This window comes from Siminovitchia jepli (assembly GCF_047228825.1).
In the GTDB taxonomy this organism is placed as follows: domain Bacteria; phylum Bacillota; class Bacilli; order Bacillales; family Bacillaceae_C; genus Siminovitchia.
In genome coordinates, this window is the sequence record NZ_JBFEGN010000075.1 from 1 (window position 1) to 19422 (window position 19422).

The 19422-nt window shown below is 40.3% G+C and carries 22 protein-coding genes, 1 tRNA gene and 1 pseudogene; 14 read left to right on the top strand and 10 right to left on the bottom strand.

Annotation, left to right across the window (positions count from 1 at the left end):
- Positions 1-311: 311 nt before the first annotated feature.
- Entirely contained in the window at positions 312-491 is a 180-nt protein-coding gene (locus AB1L08_RS17850; RefSeq protein WP_413066001.1) for a hypothetical protein, read from the top strand.
- Here AB1L08_RS17850 and AB1L08_RS17855 read toward each other — a convergent pair.
- Positions 488-1375: a DMT family transporter gene (locus tag AB1L08_RS17855; RefSeq protein WP_413066002.1), complete on the bottom strand. Its 888-nt coding sequence runs from the start codon at positions 1373-1375 to the stop codon at positions 488-490. The two genes, AB1L08_RS17850 and AB1L08_RS17855, sit on opposite strands and share 4 nt — an antisense overlap.
- Before the next feature lie 110 nt (positions 1376-1485).
- Between AB1L08_RS17855 and AB1L08_RS17860 the strand changes: the two genes are divergently transcribed.
- Together AB1L08_RS17860 and AB1L08_RS17865 are read left to right on the top strand one after the other, a co-directional pair.
- Entirely contained in the window at positions 1486-2181 is a 696-nt protein-coding gene (locus AB1L08_RS17860; protein ID WP_413066003.1) for an MgtC/SapB family protein, read from the top strand.
- 58 nt (positions 2182-2239) lie between these two features.
- Positions 2240-2312, top strand: a tRNA-Ala gene (locus AB1L08_RS17865).
- 115 nt (positions 2313-2427) lie between these two features.
- Here the strand turns inward: AB1L08_RS17865 and AB1L08_RS17870 are convergent.
- On the bottom strand, positions 2428-2592 hold the full coding sequence (locus tag AB1L08_RS17870; protein WP_413066004.1) for a hypothetical protein: 165 nt from the start codon (positions 2590-2592) through the stop codon (positions 2428-2430).
- A 951-nt stretch (positions 2593-3543) separates the two neighbouring features.
- On the opposite strand from AB1L08_RS17870, the gene AB1L08_RS17875 reads away from it, so the two are divergent.
- Positions 3544-3672 (top strand): DUF3967 domain-containing protein, encoded by a 129-nt coding sequence (locus tag AB1L08_RS17875; protein ID WP_413066021.1) that lies wholly within the window; start codon positions 3544-3546, stop codon positions 3670-3672.
- Between the two features lie 105 nt (positions 3673-3777).
- Complete coding sequence (locus tag AB1L08_RS17880) at positions 3778-3930, top strand: DUF3967 domain-containing protein (RefSeq protein WP_413066005.1); 153 nt, start codon at positions 3778-3780, stop codon at positions 3928-3930.
- Positions 3931-4030: 100 nt separating this feature from the next.
- Here the strand turns inward: AB1L08_RS17880 and AB1L08_RS17885 are convergent, their stop codons facing one another.
- From AB1L08_RS17885 to AB1L08_RS17895, 3 genes are all read right to left on the bottom strand, one after another.
- Positions 4031-4321, bottom strand: coding sequence for a helix-turn-helix domain-containing protein (locus tag AB1L08_RS17885; RefSeq protein ID WP_413066006.1), 291 nt, complete (start codon positions 4319-4321; stop codon positions 4031-4033).
- A 107-nt stretch (positions 4322-4428) separates the two neighbouring features.
- Entirely contained in the window at positions 4429-4785 is a 357-nt protein-coding gene (locus AB1L08_RS17890; RefSeq protein ID WP_413066007.1) for a type II toxin-antitoxin system RelE/ParE family toxin, read from the bottom strand.
- Positions 4786-5260: 475 nt separating this feature from the next.
- On the bottom strand, positions 5261-5572 hold the full coding sequence (locus AB1L08_RS17895) for a hypothetical protein (protein ID WP_413066008.1): 312 nt from the start codon (positions 5570-5572) through the stop codon (positions 5261-5263).
- A gap of 811 nt (positions 5573-6383) precedes the next feature.
- Between AB1L08_RS17895 and AB1L08_RS17900 the strand changes: the two genes are divergently transcribed.
- Entirely contained in the window at positions 6384-6749 is a 366-nt protein-coding gene (locus AB1L08_RS17900; RefSeq protein ID WP_413066009.1) for a carboxymuconolactone decarboxylase family protein, read from the top strand.
- 201 nt (positions 6750-6950) lie between these two features.
- Here the strand turns inward: AB1L08_RS17900 and AB1L08_RS17905 are convergent, their stop codons facing one another.
- Genes AB1L08_RS17905 through AB1L08_RS17915 form a run of 3 tightly spaced genes read right to left on the bottom strand, consistent with a single transcriptional unit; the run spans position 6951 to position 9818 of the window.
- Entirely contained in the window at positions 6951-7646 is a 696-nt protein-coding gene (locus AB1L08_RS17905) for an acyltransferase (protein WP_413066010.1), read from the bottom strand.
- A 1-nt stretch (position 7647) separates the two neighbouring features.
- A complete protein-coding gene (locus tag AB1L08_RS17910; RefSeq protein WP_413066011.1) occupies positions 7648-8715 on the bottom strand; it encodes a Gfo/Idh/MocA family protein in 1068 nt (355 codons plus the stop codon).
- Entirely contained in the window at positions 8712-9818 is a 1107-nt protein-coding gene (locus AB1L08_RS17915; protein WP_413066012.1) for a DegT/DnrJ/EryC1/StrS family aminotransferase, read from the bottom strand. The genes AB1L08_RS17910 and AB1L08_RS17915 overlap by 4 nt, the downstream gene beginning before the upstream one ends.
- 223 nt (positions 9819-10041) lie before the next feature.
- On the opposite strand from AB1L08_RS17915, the gene AB1L08_RS17920 reads away from it, so the two are divergent.
- The 5 genes and pseudogenes from AB1L08_RS17920 (at position 10042) to AB1L08_RS17940 (ending at position 15316) form a co-directional block, all read left to right on the top strand.
- A complete protein-coding gene (locus tag AB1L08_RS17920; protein WP_413066013.1) occupies positions 10042-11760 on the top strand; it encodes a nucleotide sugar dehydrogenase in 1719 nt (572 codons plus the stop codon).
- Positions 11761-11894: 134 nt separating this feature from the next.
- Positions 11895-12881: a glycosyltransferase gene (locus AB1L08_RS17925; protein WP_413066014.1), complete on the top strand. Its 987-nt coding sequence runs from the start codon at positions 11895-11897 to the stop codon at positions 12879-12881.
- Positions 12882-13104: 223 nt separating this feature from the next.
- A pseudogene (locus AB1L08_RS17930) lies at positions 13105-13458 on the top strand (NTTRR-F1 domain); the annotation flags it as partial.
- A gap of 61 nt (positions 13459-13519) precedes the next feature.
- On the top strand, positions 13520-14200 hold the full coding sequence (locus AB1L08_RS17935) for a hypothetical protein (protein ID WP_413066022.1): 681 nt from the start codon (positions 13520-13522) through the stop codon (positions 14198-14200).
- A 21-nt stretch (positions 14201-14221) separates the two neighbouring features.
- The gene (locus tag AB1L08_RS17940; protein WP_413066015.1) at positions 14222-15316 is read left to right on the top strand and encodes a glycosyltransferase; all 1095 of its coding nucleotides are present in this window, start codon (positions 14222-14224) and stop codon (positions 15314-15316) included.
- Positions 15317-15625: 309 nt separating this feature from the next.
- Here AB1L08_RS17940 and AB1L08_RS17945 read toward each other — a convergent pair whose 3' ends face one another.
- Positions 15626-16345, bottom strand: coding sequence for a TerC family protein (locus AB1L08_RS17945; protein ID WP_413066016.1), 720 nt, complete (start codon positions 16343-16345; stop codon positions 15626-15628).
- Positions 16346-16538: 193 nt separating this feature from the next.
- Between AB1L08_RS17945 and AB1L08_RS17950 the strand changes: the two genes are divergently transcribed.
- The 3 genes from AB1L08_RS17950 (at position 16539) to AB1L08_RS17960 (ending at position 18747) form a co-directional block, all read left to right on the top strand.
- Positions 16539-17051: a DUF3231 family protein gene (locus tag AB1L08_RS17950; protein WP_413066017.1), complete on the top strand. Its 513-nt coding sequence runs from the start codon at positions 16539-16541 to the stop codon at positions 17049-17051.
- Between the two features lie 369 nt (positions 17052-17420).
- Entirely contained in the window at positions 17421-17834 is a 414-nt protein-coding gene (locus AB1L08_RS17955) for a hypothetical protein (protein WP_413066018.1), read from the top strand.
- A gap of 166 nt (positions 17835-18000) precedes the next feature.
- Positions 18001-18747, top strand: a complete 747-nt coding sequence (locus AB1L08_RS17960) for a hypothetical protein (protein WP_413066019.1) — start codon at positions 18001-18003, stop codon at positions 18745-18747.
- A 128-nt stretch (positions 18748-18875) separates the two neighbouring features.
- On the opposite strand, the gene AB1L08_RS17965 is transcribed toward AB1L08_RS17960, so the two are convergent.
- Entirely contained in the window at positions 18876-19280 is a 405-nt protein-coding gene (locus AB1L08_RS17965; protein ID WP_413066020.1) for a YugN-like family protein, read from the bottom strand.
- Positions 19281-19422 lie beyond the last annotated feature (142 nt).

Consider the following 19422-nt stretch of genomic DNA (forward strand, 5'->3'; position numbering starts at 1 on the left):
TTTGCTTAGCTCATATTCAAGCTGACAAATTAATGATTATTGACGTTTCGTTTCGTTCAGTTTTCAAAGAGCAAACTCGGCGTCTCCCTTTTGGGCGACTTTTATAGAATAACACACTCTCGATTTAAAGTCAATAACTTTATAAAAAACTTTTTTCGTTTTCGACTTGTTTATCGGACGAGTTATAATATAACATAGATATTTTTGTGATGCAACAGTTTTTTGAAATTTATTTCTCCATACATCTTTCTATCAATCTGTACATAAATATAATAACAAATATCTATTATATTGGGAAGGTGAAACCCATTTTGACAAAAGCCGCTCTCATTATTTCGTTTTTGATGGCTATTTATCTGTTTAGTTATTGTTATGTTGAAGCCTTGCGCATAAGTGATGCAGATGCAGATGAAAAAGTTGAAGGAGGAACTTTTCTCGTCATGTCGATCATGGCTTTTGTTTTTTCCGGATTCACTTATTTATTCATTTAAATCCGGGTTCCTTCCCTCTTGGCATTGATAATGAATAAAAACACGCTTATGATCATGATCGTACCTCCCGCAACCTGAGACCAGTAAACTTTTTCATTCAAAATCATATAGGCAAGGACCGTTGCTCCGACAGGTTCAAATAAAACCGCCATGGAGATGACTGTCGTACTGATCCATTTTAAAGCCCAGTTGAATAAAGAGTGGCCAAGCAAGTTGGGCAAAATGGCCAAGAGAAGGAAATATCCCCAGTCTTCAATCCCGTATGGATAGAGATGTTCTTTTCTAATGATTACATAAAAAAATAATACGATGGCGCTTATTGAATAAACTAAAAAGGTATAAGTAACCAGTGACACCCTTTGTCTAAGCGTTTGTCCGACAAGCAGATAGGCCGTTATTAACGCACAGGCAGCCAACGCGAGCATATCGCCTACCAGCGCAGTACCGCTCAACCGAAAATCACCCCAACTAATCACGAAACCTCCAACCATAGCCGCTACCGCACAGCCGATACTTTTGAGTGAATATTTTTCTTTAAAAAATAAAAAAGTGCCGACAAAAGCAAACAAAGGCTGTAATGTCACCAAAACGGTCGAGCTTGCAACCGATGTGTAGTTTAACGACTCGAACCAAAGGATAAAGTGAAAAGCAAGGAATATACCGGCAAAGAGAGAATATATCCAATCATTCCGTGCGATCATCTGCAAATCTGTTTTACTGCGCCGAAAAAATGCGGGAAGCATGATACAGACACTAAAAAACATGCGATAAAAAGCGATGACTCCCGCCTCCGCGGATGACAACTTTACGAATATGGCTGAACTTGAAATCGTCAGGACGCCAATCACAACAACAATAAAGGGATTCAACTTTGGTGTTTCCACATTTATCTTTTCCTTAACTTTTAATGAAGTATTATATAATGAATTTAATGTTACATTTTTTATTTCCATTTTTCCAATAAAGAAGCAAGAGGCGGCAGGGAGAGAAGCAAATGGAATATTTGTTTGATTTGGAGCTATTGGCAAGATTGGGTATGTCTGCGGCTCTCGGATTAATTATCGGATTGGAACGAGAGCTGAAAAAGAAACCGCTCGGTTTAAAAACAAGCCTGGTCATATCCATTATTAGTTGTTTGTTGACAATTGTTTCCATTGAGTCTGCCTATATTTTTCCCGGGAATGATGAAATTCGTATACAAATGGATCCGCTCCGTTTGGCTGCACAAATTGTTTCGGGAATCGGCTTTCTTGGAGCAGGTGTTATTTTAAGAAGGGGCAACGATCATATTTCCGGATTAACAACCGCTGCTTTGATATGGGGGGCAGCAGGAATAGGCATTGCTGTTGGAGCCGGTTTTTACCTGGAAGCTGTTGCCGGAGTTATTCTCCTTATTATTAGTGTTGAGCTTATCCCTTTCATGCTGACGAGAATCGGCCCGAAAAATTTGCTTAAAAGAGAGCTTCTGATCAAAATTACCGTGAAAAAAAGGGAAAGCGTCGAGACTGTTATGCACAAATTACAGGAGGAAAAAATTTTAATCACGCATACGCGAATCAAAGATTTAAAGGAAGCTTCCGCTCACCTTTTGGAATTAAAAACGCGGGTAAGCGCAAAAAGATCGATCACAAATATTTATTATACAATTTCCCTTTTAGACGATGTTCAAGAAATAGAAATAATTAGTTGAAAATAAAGCTTGCACTTTTTTAAAAAGCTTTTATAATGGAAAATGTATTCAAAGTTCAGGGGCATTAGCTCAGTTGGGAGAGCGCTACACTGGCAGTGTAGAGGTCAGCGGTTCGAGCCCGCTATGCTCCATCATACAGAAACCTTTCAGGGGTTTCTTTTTTTATGCACCTTTTTTCTCTGTCAACGGCCAGATAAGGGATGATAAATGGCCTGGCCGCATTTGGCCAGGCTATTGTTGTTCAGCTTAATATCCGCGTCTGCATCTTTTACAGAAACAAACGATTTCACGCTCACGGCGCTCTTCGCTTTCTCGTTCGCCTCTTACTTCGCGGCATTCGCAAACGAGAACACGGCGTCTTCTATATCTTTCTTCTTCAGCGCCTGCAACGAAATCATCTTCATACCACATAACTATCTCTCCTTGTATTTTATTAAGCCGGCCGACTTGATAATACTTTATGGAAGATAATAAAGATTGATTGGACAGACAGTCTGATGAAAGCGAGCATTTTCTTTTAAATCGACTTTTAAGAGCTATGTACATTTAAAGGATTGTTCAAAAAGCAGCAGCCGCAAAATCAGACCCCGTTTATCAAAAATCCCCCGAGAATTTTTCTTTTATGTACAATGAATGTCAGAGTTTAACACGCAATCATTTTAGACGATCGGTATTCATTATGAATTGGCCCGGCAGGCCAATGCCATTGCCCGCGCTGGTGTCATTTTCCCGAAAACGGTCAAAGGAACGGGCTTCCATTGCCCGCGCTTGCACTATTTTACTGAAAACGGTCAAAGGAACGGAATCCCATTACCGATCTTTTCGGGTATAGAATACTAATACTAATAGTCAAAAAAGGATGGGAGATCAATGACCAGACGCAATGGCTTTTTGTCAGATTTTAACGTTGCATTCAAAAGTTCATTTTATATATTTATAATAACTGCCCAGTTTTTCCATCGTTTTTGGTAGCGGAGTAAGAAGGCGTTAGTTTAAACCAATGTATGTTGTATAGCGTAGTCAGTAGTTAGGTGACCACAAATGAACATTAAAATCGGACCGAGAAAGCCGGCTTGAAAAAAACGCATCAGTGCCAGACGAGTATAAAAAGACAGGTTATGAATCGGGGCGAAGAAAACAGCAGAACAAGTTGATGAAGAGCTTGCAATAGCTCCATTCCAATGACCATTGAGTATACAGACGATCATGAGCAAGTGAGTTTAAATGTTCCAGAGACGTTGCTAGAACTAAGAAAATATATGGAAAAGTTAAATGAGAAATTAAGTGATCAAGAAAATTTAATGAGTTATTAATTGAAAAATTAGTGAGCAAAATGAATTTATAAAACAACAACAAAAATATATAGATGAAAAACTTTCTAAAAGAGATGAAACATTAATGAGGTCATTAAGGGAGCTTCAACAAACAAAAAATTTAATTGCTGCTACACAAGAAAAAAAGAAAGGGTGGAAGTTTTGGAACAGGAAATAGTTTATTCTAGTCGGCCATGAAACAATGTTCTAGAACTATCCCGAATCCCAGCCCCAGCCGGCTGGTGAGATGGTGGTAACAGTTCTTGAAGTTGTTTATTAATGGATGGAATCGTACATCAAAGATTCATTGGAGCGGCGTGATCAGGAATTGTTACAGGCGATCCGGGAGAGCCAGCAGGCCAGGATGGAAGTGGCCATGACCCAAGAGAAGGAGACCGAGCAAAAATCATGGTTCCGGCGTCTTTTAGGCAAATAAAAACACTCCAGTTATCCTGGAGTGTTTAGTTAATCCTTTGGGTGTTGCCTATTATTCAACATTTTGAGCAGATCGGCCTAATGATATTTACTGACTAGGATTAATAATTAAGGGTAGCGGATTGTTCGTCCGCCGTTTCTTTTTCTACTACGGAGAATTCTAATCCTAATGCGGTTGTTAGTTTTATTAGTGTAGAAATCTTTGGTACATCAATTCCATTTTCGATCCTTGAAATTGTCTTTTGCGGAACACCGGACATTTCGGATAGTTTACGTTGACTGATTCCCTGACGATCCCGCGCCGCCATGATCTTTCCTACGATCTCCATAGCAATAAATAATTCCGGATTTTTTTGCGCTAATTCACCACGGAGATCATTGAAGGTTTTCATTTGCTTCCCTCCTTTTGTTGAATAACTCGTGTTACCGAATGATAAATTGTTTTTTGTTTCCACGATAATTGTTTTTTTATACCGACGGGCCTAAGCGGCCGCGGACGTCATTGTTTTTCGAGCCATTCCTTCCTTCTTGCTTCAGCTCGTTCGATTTCGGTTTTGGGTGTGGATTTTTGCTTTTTTTGAAATTGGTTGGTTAGGACAATGGCGTTACCGGAAAAATAGAAGAATAATACCCTGTTGTCGTTAATCCTTAATTGCCAAATGTCTGTTCCGCTTAACTTTTTTATATCTTTTCTTCGAGATTGTCCCGAAAGGATAAACCTTCCGTTTTCCCGTAACATAGTTAAAAGCTGAAACGTCTTGCGAAAGGTTACGGGGTCGCTTTTTTCAATTTCTTGAATCCACTCCAAAACCGGTTGACGCCCGCGACTATCGGCATAAAAATGAATGTCAATCATCGCGGTTCCACTCCCATGTATTATTTTATACAACATGATGCGATAACATACACGTTATTGAAAATATAACATATATGTTATCATTTGTCAAACGAGTATCATACATATCGACTTAAATAACGGAACAATTTTTTCTGCTTATTTTGTGATTCAAATGATGTTTAAAAAGACTATATCAAAACTATAGCGAGCGCTCTTACTTACATGAAAATTAGGTTTATTTTTATCTTAAACCTGTTTTGAGGAAAATGAATGTGCAGCATATAAAAATTAAAATGGTTTTCAAACTGAAATGCCATTTAAAAACGTCATAAGGCGTTTTAAAAAAATTGCTTAGTTTAAAATTTAATAAGTGCTCTATATACCTTTTACATGGTTCTAGGAACTGTTTTATTTTCCAAAGTTATTCGAGTATTCTATTAGCGTTGATCTTTCTTTCTGTGTTACTCTCGTATCCATCATATGATTTTCACCTCTACATAATGACCAAGGCTACTACAAAATATAAGATTATATACGCAATATACAAAAAAGTCAGACTAACATTCAAGCGTTCACAAATTTTTCTAAGTATATAAGGAAGTTTACGATTATCTATGAACAACTTAATGATGATCCCCACAAAAGATAAACCAACAATTATTTGAAGTGCAATATTACTCGTAAAACTTTCAAATAAAGGAAGGATCCTAATGGTTAGGGTGAACGCAACAAAAGATAAAAATGTTTCAAATGGTTTATTAAGTTTATTAAGTTTTTCTTGTGTGTCTTCCTGCAATAGACCCATTTATACCTTTCTCCTTCTCTTTACGCTTTAATGCCATTGGCTATTTTTTAACGTTTATTTCGTCCGCCAAGAGGTAGATTCCCAATATTGAACCGATTTTGGTTGCGTATAGTTACTTTTTTTATAGTGAACTAAAGTATTAAAATATAGACGTTTATTTTCGGCTCTACTCCAAGAACTTGTTACCCAAGCACCTGAATAAGTAGGCAGATAACTTGGTTAATACCCAACCGCCAAATACACTCGTTTTAACTGGCTTTGGAGCTTTTGAAATAATATAAGCTGATAACAATTCAGCAGCAGCCTTTGCCCCTTTGTTCTTATAAGTTCTGTAAGTTGGCTTTACCACTATAACCGTTGAGCCCCCCATTACACCTATTTCAGATGATTCTGTAGGGCTCCCCATCACCTCTGCATACATATTACTTAATTGCTCTTGAGTCAGTTCACGTTGCCGCTGAATTCAATTCCATTATACTCATAAATAAATATTTGTTCTTCTTCTTGACTACTTTCTGCAAAAACTGGTGACGATAAAAGACTTAACCCAAACACAGTGACCATTTTTTAAGACTTTTCCCTCAATTTTATTGATATTATTTATATTAAACAAAAAAGAAAAATTCCCTTTTTTTTAGCAGTGAATTTCAAAATTTCACATCATCATCTCTTCCAGTCTTTTATATAGCAAGGCTAGGAATAGCAGCGAATCGACAAAAAATCAGACCTCCATCTCGTAAAGGGTTTTCGTTTTTTTATTGAATGAATCGATTAAAAATAGAAATACTACTTTCGAAAGGAGATGGGTTGATTGGATAACCATACGTTTACAGAAGCGGCTATTCAAGAATATAAAGAAGGACTTGGTGTCTTTACAAAAAAGATGCCAAAGATAGCGGAATCGTATAATAAATTTACGGAGGCCTGTTTTTCAGAAGGGAAGGTCCCGCAAAAAGAAAAGCAAATGATTGCGCTCGGAATCAGCATATACGCCCAGGATGAATATTGCATCATGTACCATACGAAAGGATGCCTTGACCAGGGGTGTACAGAGGATGAGATTTTAGAAGTGGTCGGGGTATCCGCTGCATTTGGCGGCGGAGCGGCGATGAGCCAGGCCGTAACGCTTGTACAACAGTCAATTGAAGAATTAAAAAGTCAATCCCAAAAACATTAAGCTTAAACTTTCTGCTTAATGCATGGAAGCGGATCAATCCCAAAGCGGGGTTTATCCAAACAAGCAGGCTATCCATCGGTTTGGAAAGCCTGCTTAATGCTTTTGTTCATTTTTCGAGCAAGGCCGCGCTTCATAAGAAGATCTTTTAATACTCGCAGTGCTTGCCCGGACCAAGAGCATATTGAATTAAAAGTTGCTGGATTACCTGTTGATCGGTCTGGCCGGGTTCCCAACGACCACTTCGTTGGCCTTTACATTTTTCGTGACAACCGCACCGGCACCAACCACTGCTTTTTCCCCAATAATGACTCCTGGCAATAGGGTGGCATGATTCCCTATTTTCGAGCCCATTCGGAGAATGGGACCTTGTAATTCACCTTTCCCCATCTCCATATGTTTATCATTTGACGAGGAAAGGCACGGTCCTATAAAAACATGATCTTCAATTACCATATGTGCCGTCACATAAGAGCTCGTCTGGATTGTGACATATTGACCAATTCGGGTATGATTTTCAACCATGACATTCCGGCCAACAATGCTGTTTATCCCGACTGTAACATTTTCCCTGATAGCCGCCAAATCACCAATCAAGACGCCATCCATGATGTTGGTTCCACGGAATAAAACGCATTGACTGCCAATTTTCACCTCATCGCCTATCACTAACGGAGATAAATGAATGGACGGCTTCCTCGCCATTTTTTTGTTAGATACCGGATATTGGCCAAGCACAGCGTGATCATTTATGGTTACATGATTACCTATACGGGTGTTTTCCTTAATGACAACATGATGGCCGATCGTAACGTGATCACCAATGACTGCATTTTTTTCAATGATTACATACTCACCAATTTTTACATTTTTCCCCAGCTTTGCCGTTTCATCAATCATGTCAAATCCTCCCGCTTTTCATATCAGCTGTACAAAAATGGTCCACAGGAACGGAGACAGACTGCTTCCTTTTACTTGATTCATATAAAGCAAAAATCGCTTCCAATGCTTTTTTTCCCTCTTTTGCTGACAGGGCATTTGGCGCTTTTTTTATGATTGTTTCCAAAAAACTTTGGTACATCAGGTAATGTTCATCCAATTGAACACTTAGTTTCCGCAACTCATCTTCCATATCGGGAAGATGTTCAATATAACAATGCTGGACTTCATTAAACCCTGGTCCTCCGATACAAATCGAGCCTTTTTCAGCAAAAATCGATAAATAATAGCCTTGATTTTTTGGCTTCGTAATCGTGTTTGCTTCAATCAATCCCTTTGCCTTATTTTTAAACGAAATGATCCCGCAGGCAACATCTTCGGTTTCCTTTTCCGAGACCCTAGAAGCAATTTCTCCATAAACGGACTGAATGTCACCGAATAGCCAAAGCAGTAAATCAATTAGATGGATCCCTTGATTCACAAGCATGCCGCCATCTTTTTCCCAAGTCCCCTTCCAGTTTGATGAAGCATAATAGTCCAAAGAACGATGAAGCCTTAACGAAACAACCCCCATGTAGGGCTCTCCCAAAAAGCCTTTCTCCATTAATTCCTTGATTCTCTTGAGTAGTGGGCGGTAACGCAGCTGATGACATACAAAAATGTCTTTCTTACAATCATCAGCCAACTGAATGACATCATTGGCCTCTCTCATCGACAAAGCAAGCGGCTTTTCAACAATGACATGTTTCCCATGCTTTATCGCCTCTTTCGTGATCTTGGCATGCAAACTGGAAATGACCGTAATAATGACGATATCGATACGGGGATCCTTTAGCAGATCTTGATAATTCTCATAAAAAGTGATCTCGGAATCAGCCCCATCTTCTTTTTGATACAGAGCAGCTGCTTCTTTCATTTTTTCTTGGTCAACATCACATACGGCTGCGAGGGAAATGTCGCTGAATCGGGATAATGTTTTCACATGTTTATGCGAAATATAACCACAGCCGATCAGTCCGGTGCGAATCATCCGCCGTTCACCTCAAAACTTTTCAATGCAGAAATGACTTGATCCTGCTCTGCAAATGACATCGTCGGAAACAGCGGTAGGGCAAATAACCTTTCCGACAGCAATTCCGCAATAGGGAAATCCCCTCTTTTATATCCAAGATCTTTATAGGCCTCTTGCAGATGAATACAGCACGGGTAATAGATGCCCGTTTGAATTCCGTATTGTTGGAGATATTCGGTTATTTCTTTTCTACATTGAGATTGTACACAGAATAAGTGATAAACATGTGTAGTATGTTCCGATGCCGGAGGCAATTGTAAGAATGGCACATGTTGCAGTTCTTTTAGATACCTGGCGGCTAACGTTCTTCTCTTTTCATTCCAGCTGTCAACATATTGGAGACAAACCAATAGAATGGCTGCATGCACTTCATCAAGGCGGCTATTATATCCGATTTCATGATGATAATATTTCTGTGTACTGCCATGCGCCCTTAAGGACTTTATTCTTTCCGCTATTTTTGTATCGGAGGTCGCAATAACTCCGCCGTCACCCATGGTAGAGAAATTTTTTGTTGGAAAAAAAGAAAAACAGGCTGCATTTCCCAGACTTCCCACTTCTTTTCCCTGATACTTCGCCCCAAATGCCTGACAGGCATCTTCAATAACAATCAAATGATGTTCTTTGGCAATGGAGTTGATTTCATCCATTGCAGCAGGCTGTCCAAATAAATGGACAGGCAGAATCGCCTTCGTTGCGGATGTCATTTTTTCAATTATTTGTCCAGGATCGATATTAAATGTCTCATCAACATCTGCAAAAACGGGCGTTGCTCCTACCCTTGTAATGGCTTCTGCTGTTGCAAAAAATGAAAATGGCGTTGTGATGACTTCATCCCCCTCACCTATTTCATAAGCTTGAAGGGTTAATACGAGTGCATCTGTTCCGTTCGCAACCGTAATGGCATCTGAAACACCCAGCCGCCTGGCAATTTCAAGTTCCAGTTCGTTGACATGCGGCCCTAAAATATACTTGCCGCTGGATAAAACCTCTTTGATCTTCTTCATAATTTCATCTCGGATACGGATGAACTGGCCTTTTGGATCAGTAATGGGGATCATGGCATCTCCCTCTTTCTCAGATTTTCATTCCCGCTCACTTCTAGTTAATTTACTCTATGCTTATTTAAAACAGCACGGCTTTTACCACGATCAATTAAAATGTGCCAAACGCTCATCGTGGTGGGGCGCTGGTTTTGTGGTAATGCCCTTTTTCCGTTAAAGCTTGGCATCTCGCTTCCTTCTTGCATATATAGTTAATAATTTCTTTGAAAGGAACATCAATATGAGAGAGAGAGACCATACAATCATACTCATTGGCCAGGGAAATATGTGGGAGGAACGTTTATATGATTTTTTATCGAAAAAAAATGAGCAAATGATTGATATAGGGAAAGAGACGATACTGGACAAAAATGCTGTGATGATTTTACCAACCGGTTCAAAAGCCGAAAGCGCCGTTGATCGTTTGGTTCAAACAAAGCTCTCTCCCAAACCGCTTTTTCTCATTAACACAGCAAAAACACCACTCAGCAATATCCTGAACAAGTTGAAAAGCATATGTCCGTCGATCGTGGAAATTCAGCTCAATCCACATCACCTGGAAATGATGAAAAATGGGTCCAACAGCAGACATATAAAGGATGTTGCAACAGCGATCGAAAAAATCATTGAACATTATATAAAAGTGCCGCCCAAAACCCCATATGTTGTGGTTAAAACGGGCGACACCCGATATAAAGAAAAAATCGGTGTAGTGGGCCTTGGTTACGTCGGGCTTCCCGTAGCGGTCGGATTCTCGGAAAAATACAATGTAGTAGGATTTGATATTGACCAAAAGAAAATAGACCTGTTAAACAATGACGTAGATCCAGGAGGGCAAATATCGAGCGAAGATTTAAGAAAAGCAGGCATTGAATTTGTCTGTGAAGAGGAAAAGTTGAAAGAGTGCCGCTTCATTATTGTGGCGGTTCCAACACCGATTACCGCAACGAAGGAACCGGATTTATCCTATCTTGAAGCAGCTTCTGCCATGATCGGAAGAAATCTTGCCCCGCAGACAATTGTCGTTTACGAGTCTACTGTATACCCAGGAACGACGGAAGATGTGTGCATTCCAATATTGGAAGAATACTCAAACTTAAAGTCCGGAGCCGATTTCTTTGTCGGTTACTCACCCGAAAGAATTAATCCTGGAGATAAAAAACATACTTTCAAAACAATCCCCAAGGTTGTTTCCGGCCAAAATAAATACGCATTGGAAAAAATATCCGAACTTTACAATGGGGTAATCGATGCCGACATTTATAAAGCTCCCTCCATCAAAGTTGCCGAAGCTTCCAAAATTGTGGAAAACACACAACGCGATATTAATATTGCCCTTATGAATGAACTGTCTTTAATATTTAATCGACTAAACATAGACACGCATGAAGTACTTGCTGCCTCTAAAACAAAATGGAACTTTATTCCGTTATCACCAGGATTAGTTGGAGGACATTGTATCGGAGTAGATACGCACTACTTAATCCACAAGTCAAAATTGGAAGGATTTTACCCGAGTTTTCTTTCCGAAGCCAGGAAAACAAATGATTACATGCCCGAATATATTATACAGTCTTTAATGCAGTTAATGATATCGCACAAAATAAATGTGCAAGAGGCACTCATTACAATTCTCGGTATCACTTTTAAAGAAAATATTTCTGATATAAGGAACTCCAAGTCACTGGAAATGGTAAAGAAACTGCAAAACCTTGGTTTACCGCTTCAAATATGCGATCCTAATATTTCCTCCGATCAACTGAAAGAAATAAATATCCCCTTGAAACCATTTAACCAACTTAAAAAAGCGGATGTCGTTATTTTGACAGTGCCCCATAAAGAATTTAGAGCGGCTGATTTAAATGTCCTTTTCAAGAAAAATAAAGGAATCTTAATGGATTTAAAAGGAGTTGTCCCTAAAAATACCCTCCAAGACAGCATATTGATTTGGAGGCTATGATGGCTGAAAAGGGAACGGCTCCTTTTTCAGTGTTCTCCCTATTGTGTAAAACAGCTTTCAATGGCGTCCAAACGGAAATAAGCCTTTTTCATATATATAATGGTTAATCGATGGAAATAAAAGGTGGTGGGTCCATGGAGAAGAAACGAAAAATTTTAGTGCTCGTTAAACCTTTTTGGATATATCCTAAACACAGAGTAAAAAAAGGGATATTTGAAGCGTTAGAAAAGTATGCGGATGTCTATTATTGGCAACAACATGGGCATATTAAGGACATATTAAAAACATTGAATATCGAACCTGATTTTATTTTTCATTATGATATTGCCTGGAATTTTATTATGGCGCCCAAGGTGGAAGGGTTGGCGGAAATTGATATTCCGACGGGCTGCTTTGTCATAGATCTTCACTGGAAACCTAATGAAAGAATTCAATATTTTATAGACAGCAACATCGATCTCATTTTTTCAGCTACTAAATACCCATTCCTTAAAACATTTCCTCAATTCAAAGATAAATTCCGCTGGCTGCCTTGGTCCATCAATCCAAATATCATGAAAGATTATGGGCAAAAGAAAGATATTGATTCGTTATTAATGGGACTGGTATACATTGATAAACATGCGCATGGCCATCATAAGCTGCCCGAAGTAATGCCCCCAAAAGGAAGCTATGCATTTAGGGATGCTGTTTTTTCCCATATGAAAAATCACCCGGGTTTTGTCTATCATCCCCATCCAGGTCATCTGGCTAAACAATCCGATCTATTAATCGTAAATGAGGAATATGCAAAGGAACTCAATCGCGCCAAAATATTCTTTACTTGCGGCGGCCGCCATAAAACGGGCAGGGTTGCAGTCCTTAAATTCTTTGAGGCGCCAGCCTGTAGAACATTACTTCTCGCAGAGCCAAACGATGATATTATCGATTTGGGTTTTATAGACAAGGAAAACTATGCAGCCTGTACGACTGATGATTTTATGGAAAAAGCCGATTTTTACCTGGCCAACGATCAAGAAAGAATCCGAATTACGGAAAACGGCTATCATTTTGTCCATCAACACCACACACATGACGAACGTGCAAAACAAATGCTGAAAGAAATAAGTGTACTATTATAACACCCCATTGGAATCTGTTGATAACTTAGTTATCGACAGTTTTTTTATTCGAAAAATGTGTGTTGATAATAGATACTCCGCCTGAACAAGCGTTATTTCAATTCATAGTATATTGAGAGTTCAATTCAAAAGAGAAAATCATTGAACTACTTTCTACAAAAAAGGAGGGTATTCATTGTCGGTAAACAATTTGATCCAAAATGGAGGGTTTGAAACCGGAACTTTGGAAAGTTGGTCACCCGTCAATACTTCAATTACTACCACTCATACTCATACAGGCCAATATGCAGCTGTTTTTAATAGGGGTTTCTTAGCATCCTCCCTCTCTCAAACTGTACCAATTAATCCCAATCAAAGTTATTTATTAAAAGTTTCATTGGCCTCACAAGGGTTTAACCAAATTTTACTGCGGGTTGTGTATTTAAATGACAATAACGTAGAAGTCGGAACAGGATTAGATATAAACGTTCCGTTTGGCCAAGTATTTCCATTTTCTTTATTTGAAGTTTGGAAGGAAATTTATCATGTTACTGAACCGGCACCGGCTGCTGCATCAAAGGCAAGAGTTGAAATTGTTAAACCAGCCGTTTTTGGGGCTGTTTATAGAATATTGATCGATGACGTAGTTTTATTGGAGTTTGACGGCTCTGATGGTGTACCTGGACCTGCCGGACCTACTGGACCTGCCGGACCTACGGGGCCTGCTGGGGCTACTGGACCTGCTGGACCTACTGGACCTGCTGGACCTACTGGACCTGCTGGACCTACGGGGCCTGCTGGACCTACTGGACCTGCTGGGGCTACAGGACCTGCTGGACCTACGGGACCTGCCGGACCTACGGGACCTGCCGGACCTACGGGACCTGCCGGACCTACGGGACCTGCTGGACCTACGGGACCTGCTGGGGCTACTGGACCTGCCGGACCTACGGGACCTGCTGGACCTACCGGGCCTGCCGGACCTACGGGACCTGCTGGGGCTACTGGACCTGCTGGACCTACTGGACCTGCTGGACCTACTGGACCTGCTGGGGCTACTGGACCTGCTGGACCTACCGGGCCTGCTGGGGCTACAGGACCCGCTGGACCTACAGGACCTGCCGGGCCTACGGGACCTGCCGGGCCTACGGGACCTGCTGGGGCTACTGGACCTGCCGGACCTACCGGGCCTGCCGGGGGCTAGGAACGTTAAAATCAATTGGGGGTTGCTAACATTCCATATAACGGACATTTCTTTGGATTCGCAAATATCTTCGGAACATCTTTCTTCTCCCCAAGTCATAAAAAGAAGATACTCCTTTGAGTATCTTCTTTTTTAAAAAATTTCAGGAGGGAAAAGCGTGGTTACCATTAGTCTATGTATGATCGTCAAAAATGAGGAAGATGTGCTTGAAAGATGCCTTGATTCCGTTAAGGATCTAGTAGATGAAATGAATATTGTGGATACAGGGTCAACTGATCGAACTGTAGAAATCGCCAAAAAGTATACAGACCGTGTATTTTTCTTTGAATGGACAGGAAAATTTAAAGATGCGCGGAATGAATCTTTTAAACATGCAACGAAGGATTATATATTTTATCTTGATGCAGACGATGTGCTCCAGGAAGAAGATCGGCAAAAGTTTAAATTATTGAAGGAAACCTTGGATCCTGAAGTCGATTCTGTTTCAATGTATTACAATGCCGGTGTAGATGAATATGGGAATGTCACATTACGATATCGAAGAAATCGGCTACTAAAACGGAGCAGGCATTTTCAATGGCAAGGAGATGTTCACAATTACATTGAAGTATCCGGTCATATCGTTAATTCCGATATATCGATCACTCATTTGAAAAATAGACATGCTGTTGGCAGGAATCTTTCCATTTATAAAAGGAAGATTAAAAATGGCGATTCGTTTACTGCACGGGATTACTTTTATTATGGGAACGAACTGCGGGAGAACGGTCTTTATTTGGAAGCGATCAAGAGTTACACCAAGGCCATTGAAATGGAAGAAGGATGGGTAGAAGACAAAATATATGCCTGTATCTTCAGGGCAGATTGCCATCGTTTTTTAGGAGATACAGAAAAGGAGTTATCATCTTTATTATTGTCTTTACATTTCTCCAAGACTCCTCGTCCAGAGGCAGCCTGCCGGATCGGTTATCATTTTCAACAAAAGAGGGAGTATAAGCCAGCCATATTTTGGTATGAACTATCTACAGAACTAAAAGATGATCCTGACAAATGGAGCTTTACCTACCCCGCCTATTCCACTTGGTATCCACATCTGCAACTGTGTGTGTGTTATTATCATATAAAAGACTTTGAAAAGTCTTATGAACATAATGAAAAAGCGCGAGAATACCGGCCAAATGATGAAAGAATCTTGTTTAATAAAAAAATGCTTGAAAATAGGTTGGAGCCGGTTTCCCGCTCTCGCAGTTAGAACCTGTAAATCCCAATAGTTCAACCTTCTTGGCCACACTCTATTGCAGACAAACATCTCAATTAGAGTGCTTTTTTTGTTAAATCCAAGTGAAAAATAGTGTTAAAAAATGAGAAAGAGGAAAGTTCAGCGTTTCACTCATTCAAGTAAAAAAGTTGTCGAATGATATTTATGGGCAATCCTTACTTCTTAAAAAAAAGGACATCCCTTTTTTTGGAGGACGCCCAACCATCTAAATAATAAGAACCCTGTTTTCTATACGATGATGGGCGTTCGCAAGGGAATATTTTTAAGCAGGATTTTTTTGCATTATACAAAATGTCTTGCTTTTCTTTTTGCTGCCGCCTTTTTATTTGATATATATCCGGCCAGTACAATGAAAATCGTCAACCCGGCTGTAATGAAGTACCCCATCGCCTCGTTCGTAATGTTAAGAATATCGTGCACATGGTCTTCCCGAAGAATCATTTCACCGGCTGTCCAGGCAAGAATGCCGGAGCCGGCATAGGCTATCCATGCATATTTTTCCATCGCCTTCACGATAAAAACGGAACCATAAATCATAATGGGAATGCTGATGGCCACTCCCAAGCCCAGCATAAAAATGTGTCCATTGGCTGCCCCGGCAACGGCCACTACATTATCCAGGCTCATGACTGCATCAGCCAGTATGATCGTTCCTATTGCTTTCTTCAAACTGTTGGAAGCGGAAACGTTGGCCGTATCTTCTCCGCCAACCAGTACCTTAAAAGCAATCCACAAAAGCAGCAACCCGCCAATTAAGTTAACGAATGGTATTTTTAACAGCCAAACAATCAAAATGGCAAATAAAATTCTAAGCGCAACAGCACCCGCCGTTCCCAAGACGATGGCTTTGTTTCGTTGTTCCTTTGGCAACTTTCTTGTAGCCATCGCGATCACCACTGCATTATCCCCGGATAAAACAATATCTATCGCAATAATTTTAAGCAACGCGATCATCGCTGCTGAGGAAATCGTAATGCCAAAAATTGTTGCAGCCAACTCCATTTACTTTCCTTCTTTCCTCGGAACGTCTGTTCCAATATTTTTATGCTTATTCATTATAACATAGACTTGTCCATATTTAACTTTCCACAGTAATCAAATGTTGGATTTCCGATCTTTAATTGGTATAACTTTTCCCTTTTAACAAAAACTAACACCTGTATAACATTTAACAATCGTCAACAGGAGGAATTAAATGGGAATTTTAAGCGGTAATCCAAAAAACCAACCAATGCATTACGGTGAGGTGTTTGCGATCTGGTCGGCCTTAACGGGCTGCAAAGGTGTCATAGCCGAGTATCAAACACTCCTCAACCATGCAGGCGACAAAGATTTGAAAAGAATTTTAGAAGAAGCCATTGAGTTATCAAGAAACGACAGCAAGAATTTGGAAGAAATATTAAAGGTGAATGGTGTCTATCTTCCACCGGCGCCTCCTGAACGGCCTTTGGCTGATTTGGAAGACATTCCGGCAGGTGCCAAGTTTTACGACCAAGAAATCGGGGCCAAGCTTTCAGTTGATATTGCCGCTAGCCTCATTGCTTGCAGTCAGGCGATGGGAATGTGTACCAGAGAGGATATCGCAATGTTGTTCGGCCAAATACACATGAATAAGGCCCAGCTTGGCGCGAAAATCTTAAGGTTAAACAAAGAAAAAGGCTGGCTCATTCCCCCTCCCATTCATTTATCAGCTCCCGGACAATCGTAATGAGATCGGCGAAACCTATTCAGTATGGGGTTTTCTTTCATCCGCTCCTGACTGTTAGTTGAACAAATCATGCCTTAACTGGCAGTAGATCTCCCAGGTTTTACTATAAGTTTGAGGCGGGAGTTTTACTGCCAGTTAATGGAAAAAGCAAGGTCACAAAACCTTGCTCCTCCGCTTTTACGGTTTACATCGCCGTTTGGGCGTTTTCTCCTTCAGTATGGAGTTCTATCATTTAATAATTCCCTATAGTTTAATCTCCGATACAAGAAATGTTCGTTTATACTGGTTAGTTTGGCCAATCATCCCCCTGCTCTCATTCATAAATTACATACTAGACATCTAATAATAAGTTTGGGAGGGAATACCATAGTGTTACACGAAGCAACAACAAAAAACCATGGTGATTCGTGCAGTTGCTTTACTGACTCGTTAAGAAGCAACCATACATGTGACCTATGTTTTTTAAGCGAGATCACGGAAGATTTTTACTGTCAGGTACATGGTCATACATCTCACAATTATGAAGAATTAAACGCAGATGAATCTTCTTCATCGGAAAAAGAACGGCATCATGATTGTCACGGCTGTGCATGCGAACTGCTGCAAAATCTTCCTGAAAATACACCTGTTGAAATCTCCACTTCTAAAGAAAAAAATGTATTCTTATACTATAAATCAATCAATACAAAAGGGTGTAAAGTTTCGTTCCAAGAGCCTGAAAACAGGGATAGTATAACCGTGGATTGCCGTGATATCTTTAGTATCCGGTATAATAAACCGTAAAAACAAGGCAATGGGACAAGTGCCTTTTTTAAAAATAAAGGTTATTGTCCAACCATTTTTCTAGTACTTTCAATACAATATACCGTAAACAACAATGAATAGAATTCAGTAAAATTATTTCATTGTTGTTTACAAAAAATCATGAATTAAGAAAGGGAGGATATATATGAGGTTTGATGAACTATGGTGCAAAGATGAAGAGTTTGAGCACCGCTACGAACCTTGCGATAGATGCGGATCTATGGATAGATGCAGATGCAGAAATATGCGCCAATACCCAGAACAAGACATGCAACATGATATCCTTGTCAATAAGGTCGTTTGTTCAAGACAGGTACAAAAAGTAGCCGAAGCAACTATTCCATTGTCTGCCTTAGGGATCGTACTAACACCCGGGGAACCAATCCCGCTGATTAATTTGACGCCGGATCTTGCTGGCATCGTTCAAAACAGTGCTATTTTAAGAGATGAAGTAGTAAACACTGGTTACGTGCCGGCAACGATCACTGTAGCCGGAATTCCAACACCGATCACTGTAAGCTTGCCCTTCCAGCAACATACCCCATGCCCTGGCGCTTGCCCCGAAGACATTTTAACAGAGGCTCCGTTGGAAGTTGAAGGCATTATTATCCAGCCAGTTCCATTGGCGGTTGTAGGAGGCGTGGTGGGAGTAGCATCCGCATTATTCAAAGTAGTTTTACGGACAACAATTACGGTAACAAGGCCCATGTTGGGTAAATTAAACCATAAAGATTTATCATCTTTGTGCGATGTTAATCACCACCGTTGCGAGAATGAAACGCCCCGGACACTTCGCTTCCCGTTGGGAACTACAGCTACAGCTACACAAGTAACCGCGGCCCAAGCTTCAGGAAATACAGTTTCAGGAAACATAACACCCGAATCAGAATAAGATCTGATAGAGTGGGGGGCTTTCATCCCCCACTGATTTTTAGTTGATTTCCGGTTTCCGATTGGTTTAAGGTGGAGTCTTACTTCCAGTAAATGGGGAATAAATGAAGGCGGACCTTATGGTCCGCTTTAATTTATTAATAAGGCTTCCAGTCTTTTCACCATATTCCGCGCCGTTGATACGTATTTATCCTTTACCGAACCATCCGGATCTTCCGGCTCCTGGAATTGGTTGAAAGATGCCGTTACATTGCCAACATCCACATGGTCGTCCAATCCTCGCTGATACACATGATTTAAGACAAAGGGCTTCCCCAATTCAACAATGGCACCCCTTCTGTCAAGCTGCCCTTCTACAGCGGTAAATGGAATACGCAAAAATTGATAGCCGCCTTCATCATCCATTTTATAGTCAAAAAAACCTTTATCATAATCCCAGTTTCCGCCGATTGTATAGCCGCGTGGTTTCAGCAATTGTTCGAGTTTATGCAAATTAAAGCGCATGCCTTCCATTGCCGAATCGATTGGTATCATTTTTTTCTGCTCCCTCCGTTGTTTTTATTTATTGTTCCTTGCAACAGGGGAGTTATACTTTTTTGATCGAGTAGGAGGGGTGACTAGCCCCCGACCTCTCACGCCACCGTACGTACCGTTCAGTATACGGCGGTTCAATTAA

Coding starts and splice junctions, on each gene's coding strand:
- AB1L08_RS17925 (WP_413066014.1), top strand. CDS start 11,895: ATGGAGAAGAAACGAAAAATTTTAGTGCTCGTTAAACCTTTTTGGATA.
- AB1L08_RS17885 (WP_413066006.1), bottom strand. CDS start 4,321: ATGAAAACCTTCAATGATCTCCGTGGTGAATTAGCGCAAAAAAATCCG.
- AB1L08_RS17965 (WP_413066020.1), bottom strand. CDS start 19,280: ATGATACCAATCGATTCGGCAATGGAAGGCATGCGCTTTAATTTGCAT.
- AB1L08_RS17920 (WP_413066013.1), top strand. CDS start 10,042: ATGAGAGAGAGAGACCATACAATCATACTCATTGGCCAGGGAAATATG.
- AB1L08_RS17895 (WP_413066008.1), bottom strand. CDS start 5,572: ATGGGTCTATTGCAGGAAGACACACAAGAAAAACTTAATAAACTTAAT.
- AB1L08_RS17945 (WP_413066016.1), bottom strand. CDS start 16,345: ATGGAGTTGGCTGCAACAATTTTTGGCATTACGATTTCCTCAGCAGCG.
- AB1L08_RS17860 (WP_413066003.1), top strand. CDS start 1,486: ATGGAATATTTGTTTGATTTGGAGCTATTGGCAAGATTGGGTATGTCT.
- AB1L08_RS17960 (WP_413066019.1), top strand. CDS start 18,001: ATGAGGTTTGATGAACTATGGTGCAAAGATGAAGAGTTTGAGCACCGC.
- AB1L08_RS17950 (WP_413066017.1), top strand. CDS start 16,539: ATGGGAATTTTAAGCGGTAATCCAAAAAACCAACCAATGCATTACGGT.
- AB1L08_RS17915 (WP_413066012.1), bottom strand. CDS start 9,818: ATGATCCCCATTACTGATCCAAAAGGCCAGTTCATCCGTATCCGAGAT.
- AB1L08_RS17890 (WP_413066007.1), bottom strand. CDS start 4,785: ATGATTGACATTCATTTTTATGCCGATAGTCGCGGGCGTCAACCGGTT.
- AB1L08_RS17905 (WP_413066010.1), bottom strand. CDS start 7,646: ATGATTGATGAAACGGCAAAGCTGGGGAAAAATGTAAAAATTGGTGAG.
- AB1L08_RS17870 (WP_413066004.1), bottom strand. CDS start 2,592: ATGTGGTATGAAGATGATTTCGTTGCAGGCGCTGAAGAAGAAAGATAT.
- AB1L08_RS17910 (WP_413066011.1), bottom strand. CDS start 8,715: ATGATTCGCACCGGACTGATCGGCTGTGGTTATATTTCGCATAAACAT.
- AB1L08_RS17880 (WP_413066005.1), top strand. CDS start 3,778: ATGGAATCGTACATCAAAGATTCATTGGAGCGGCGTGATCAGGAATTG.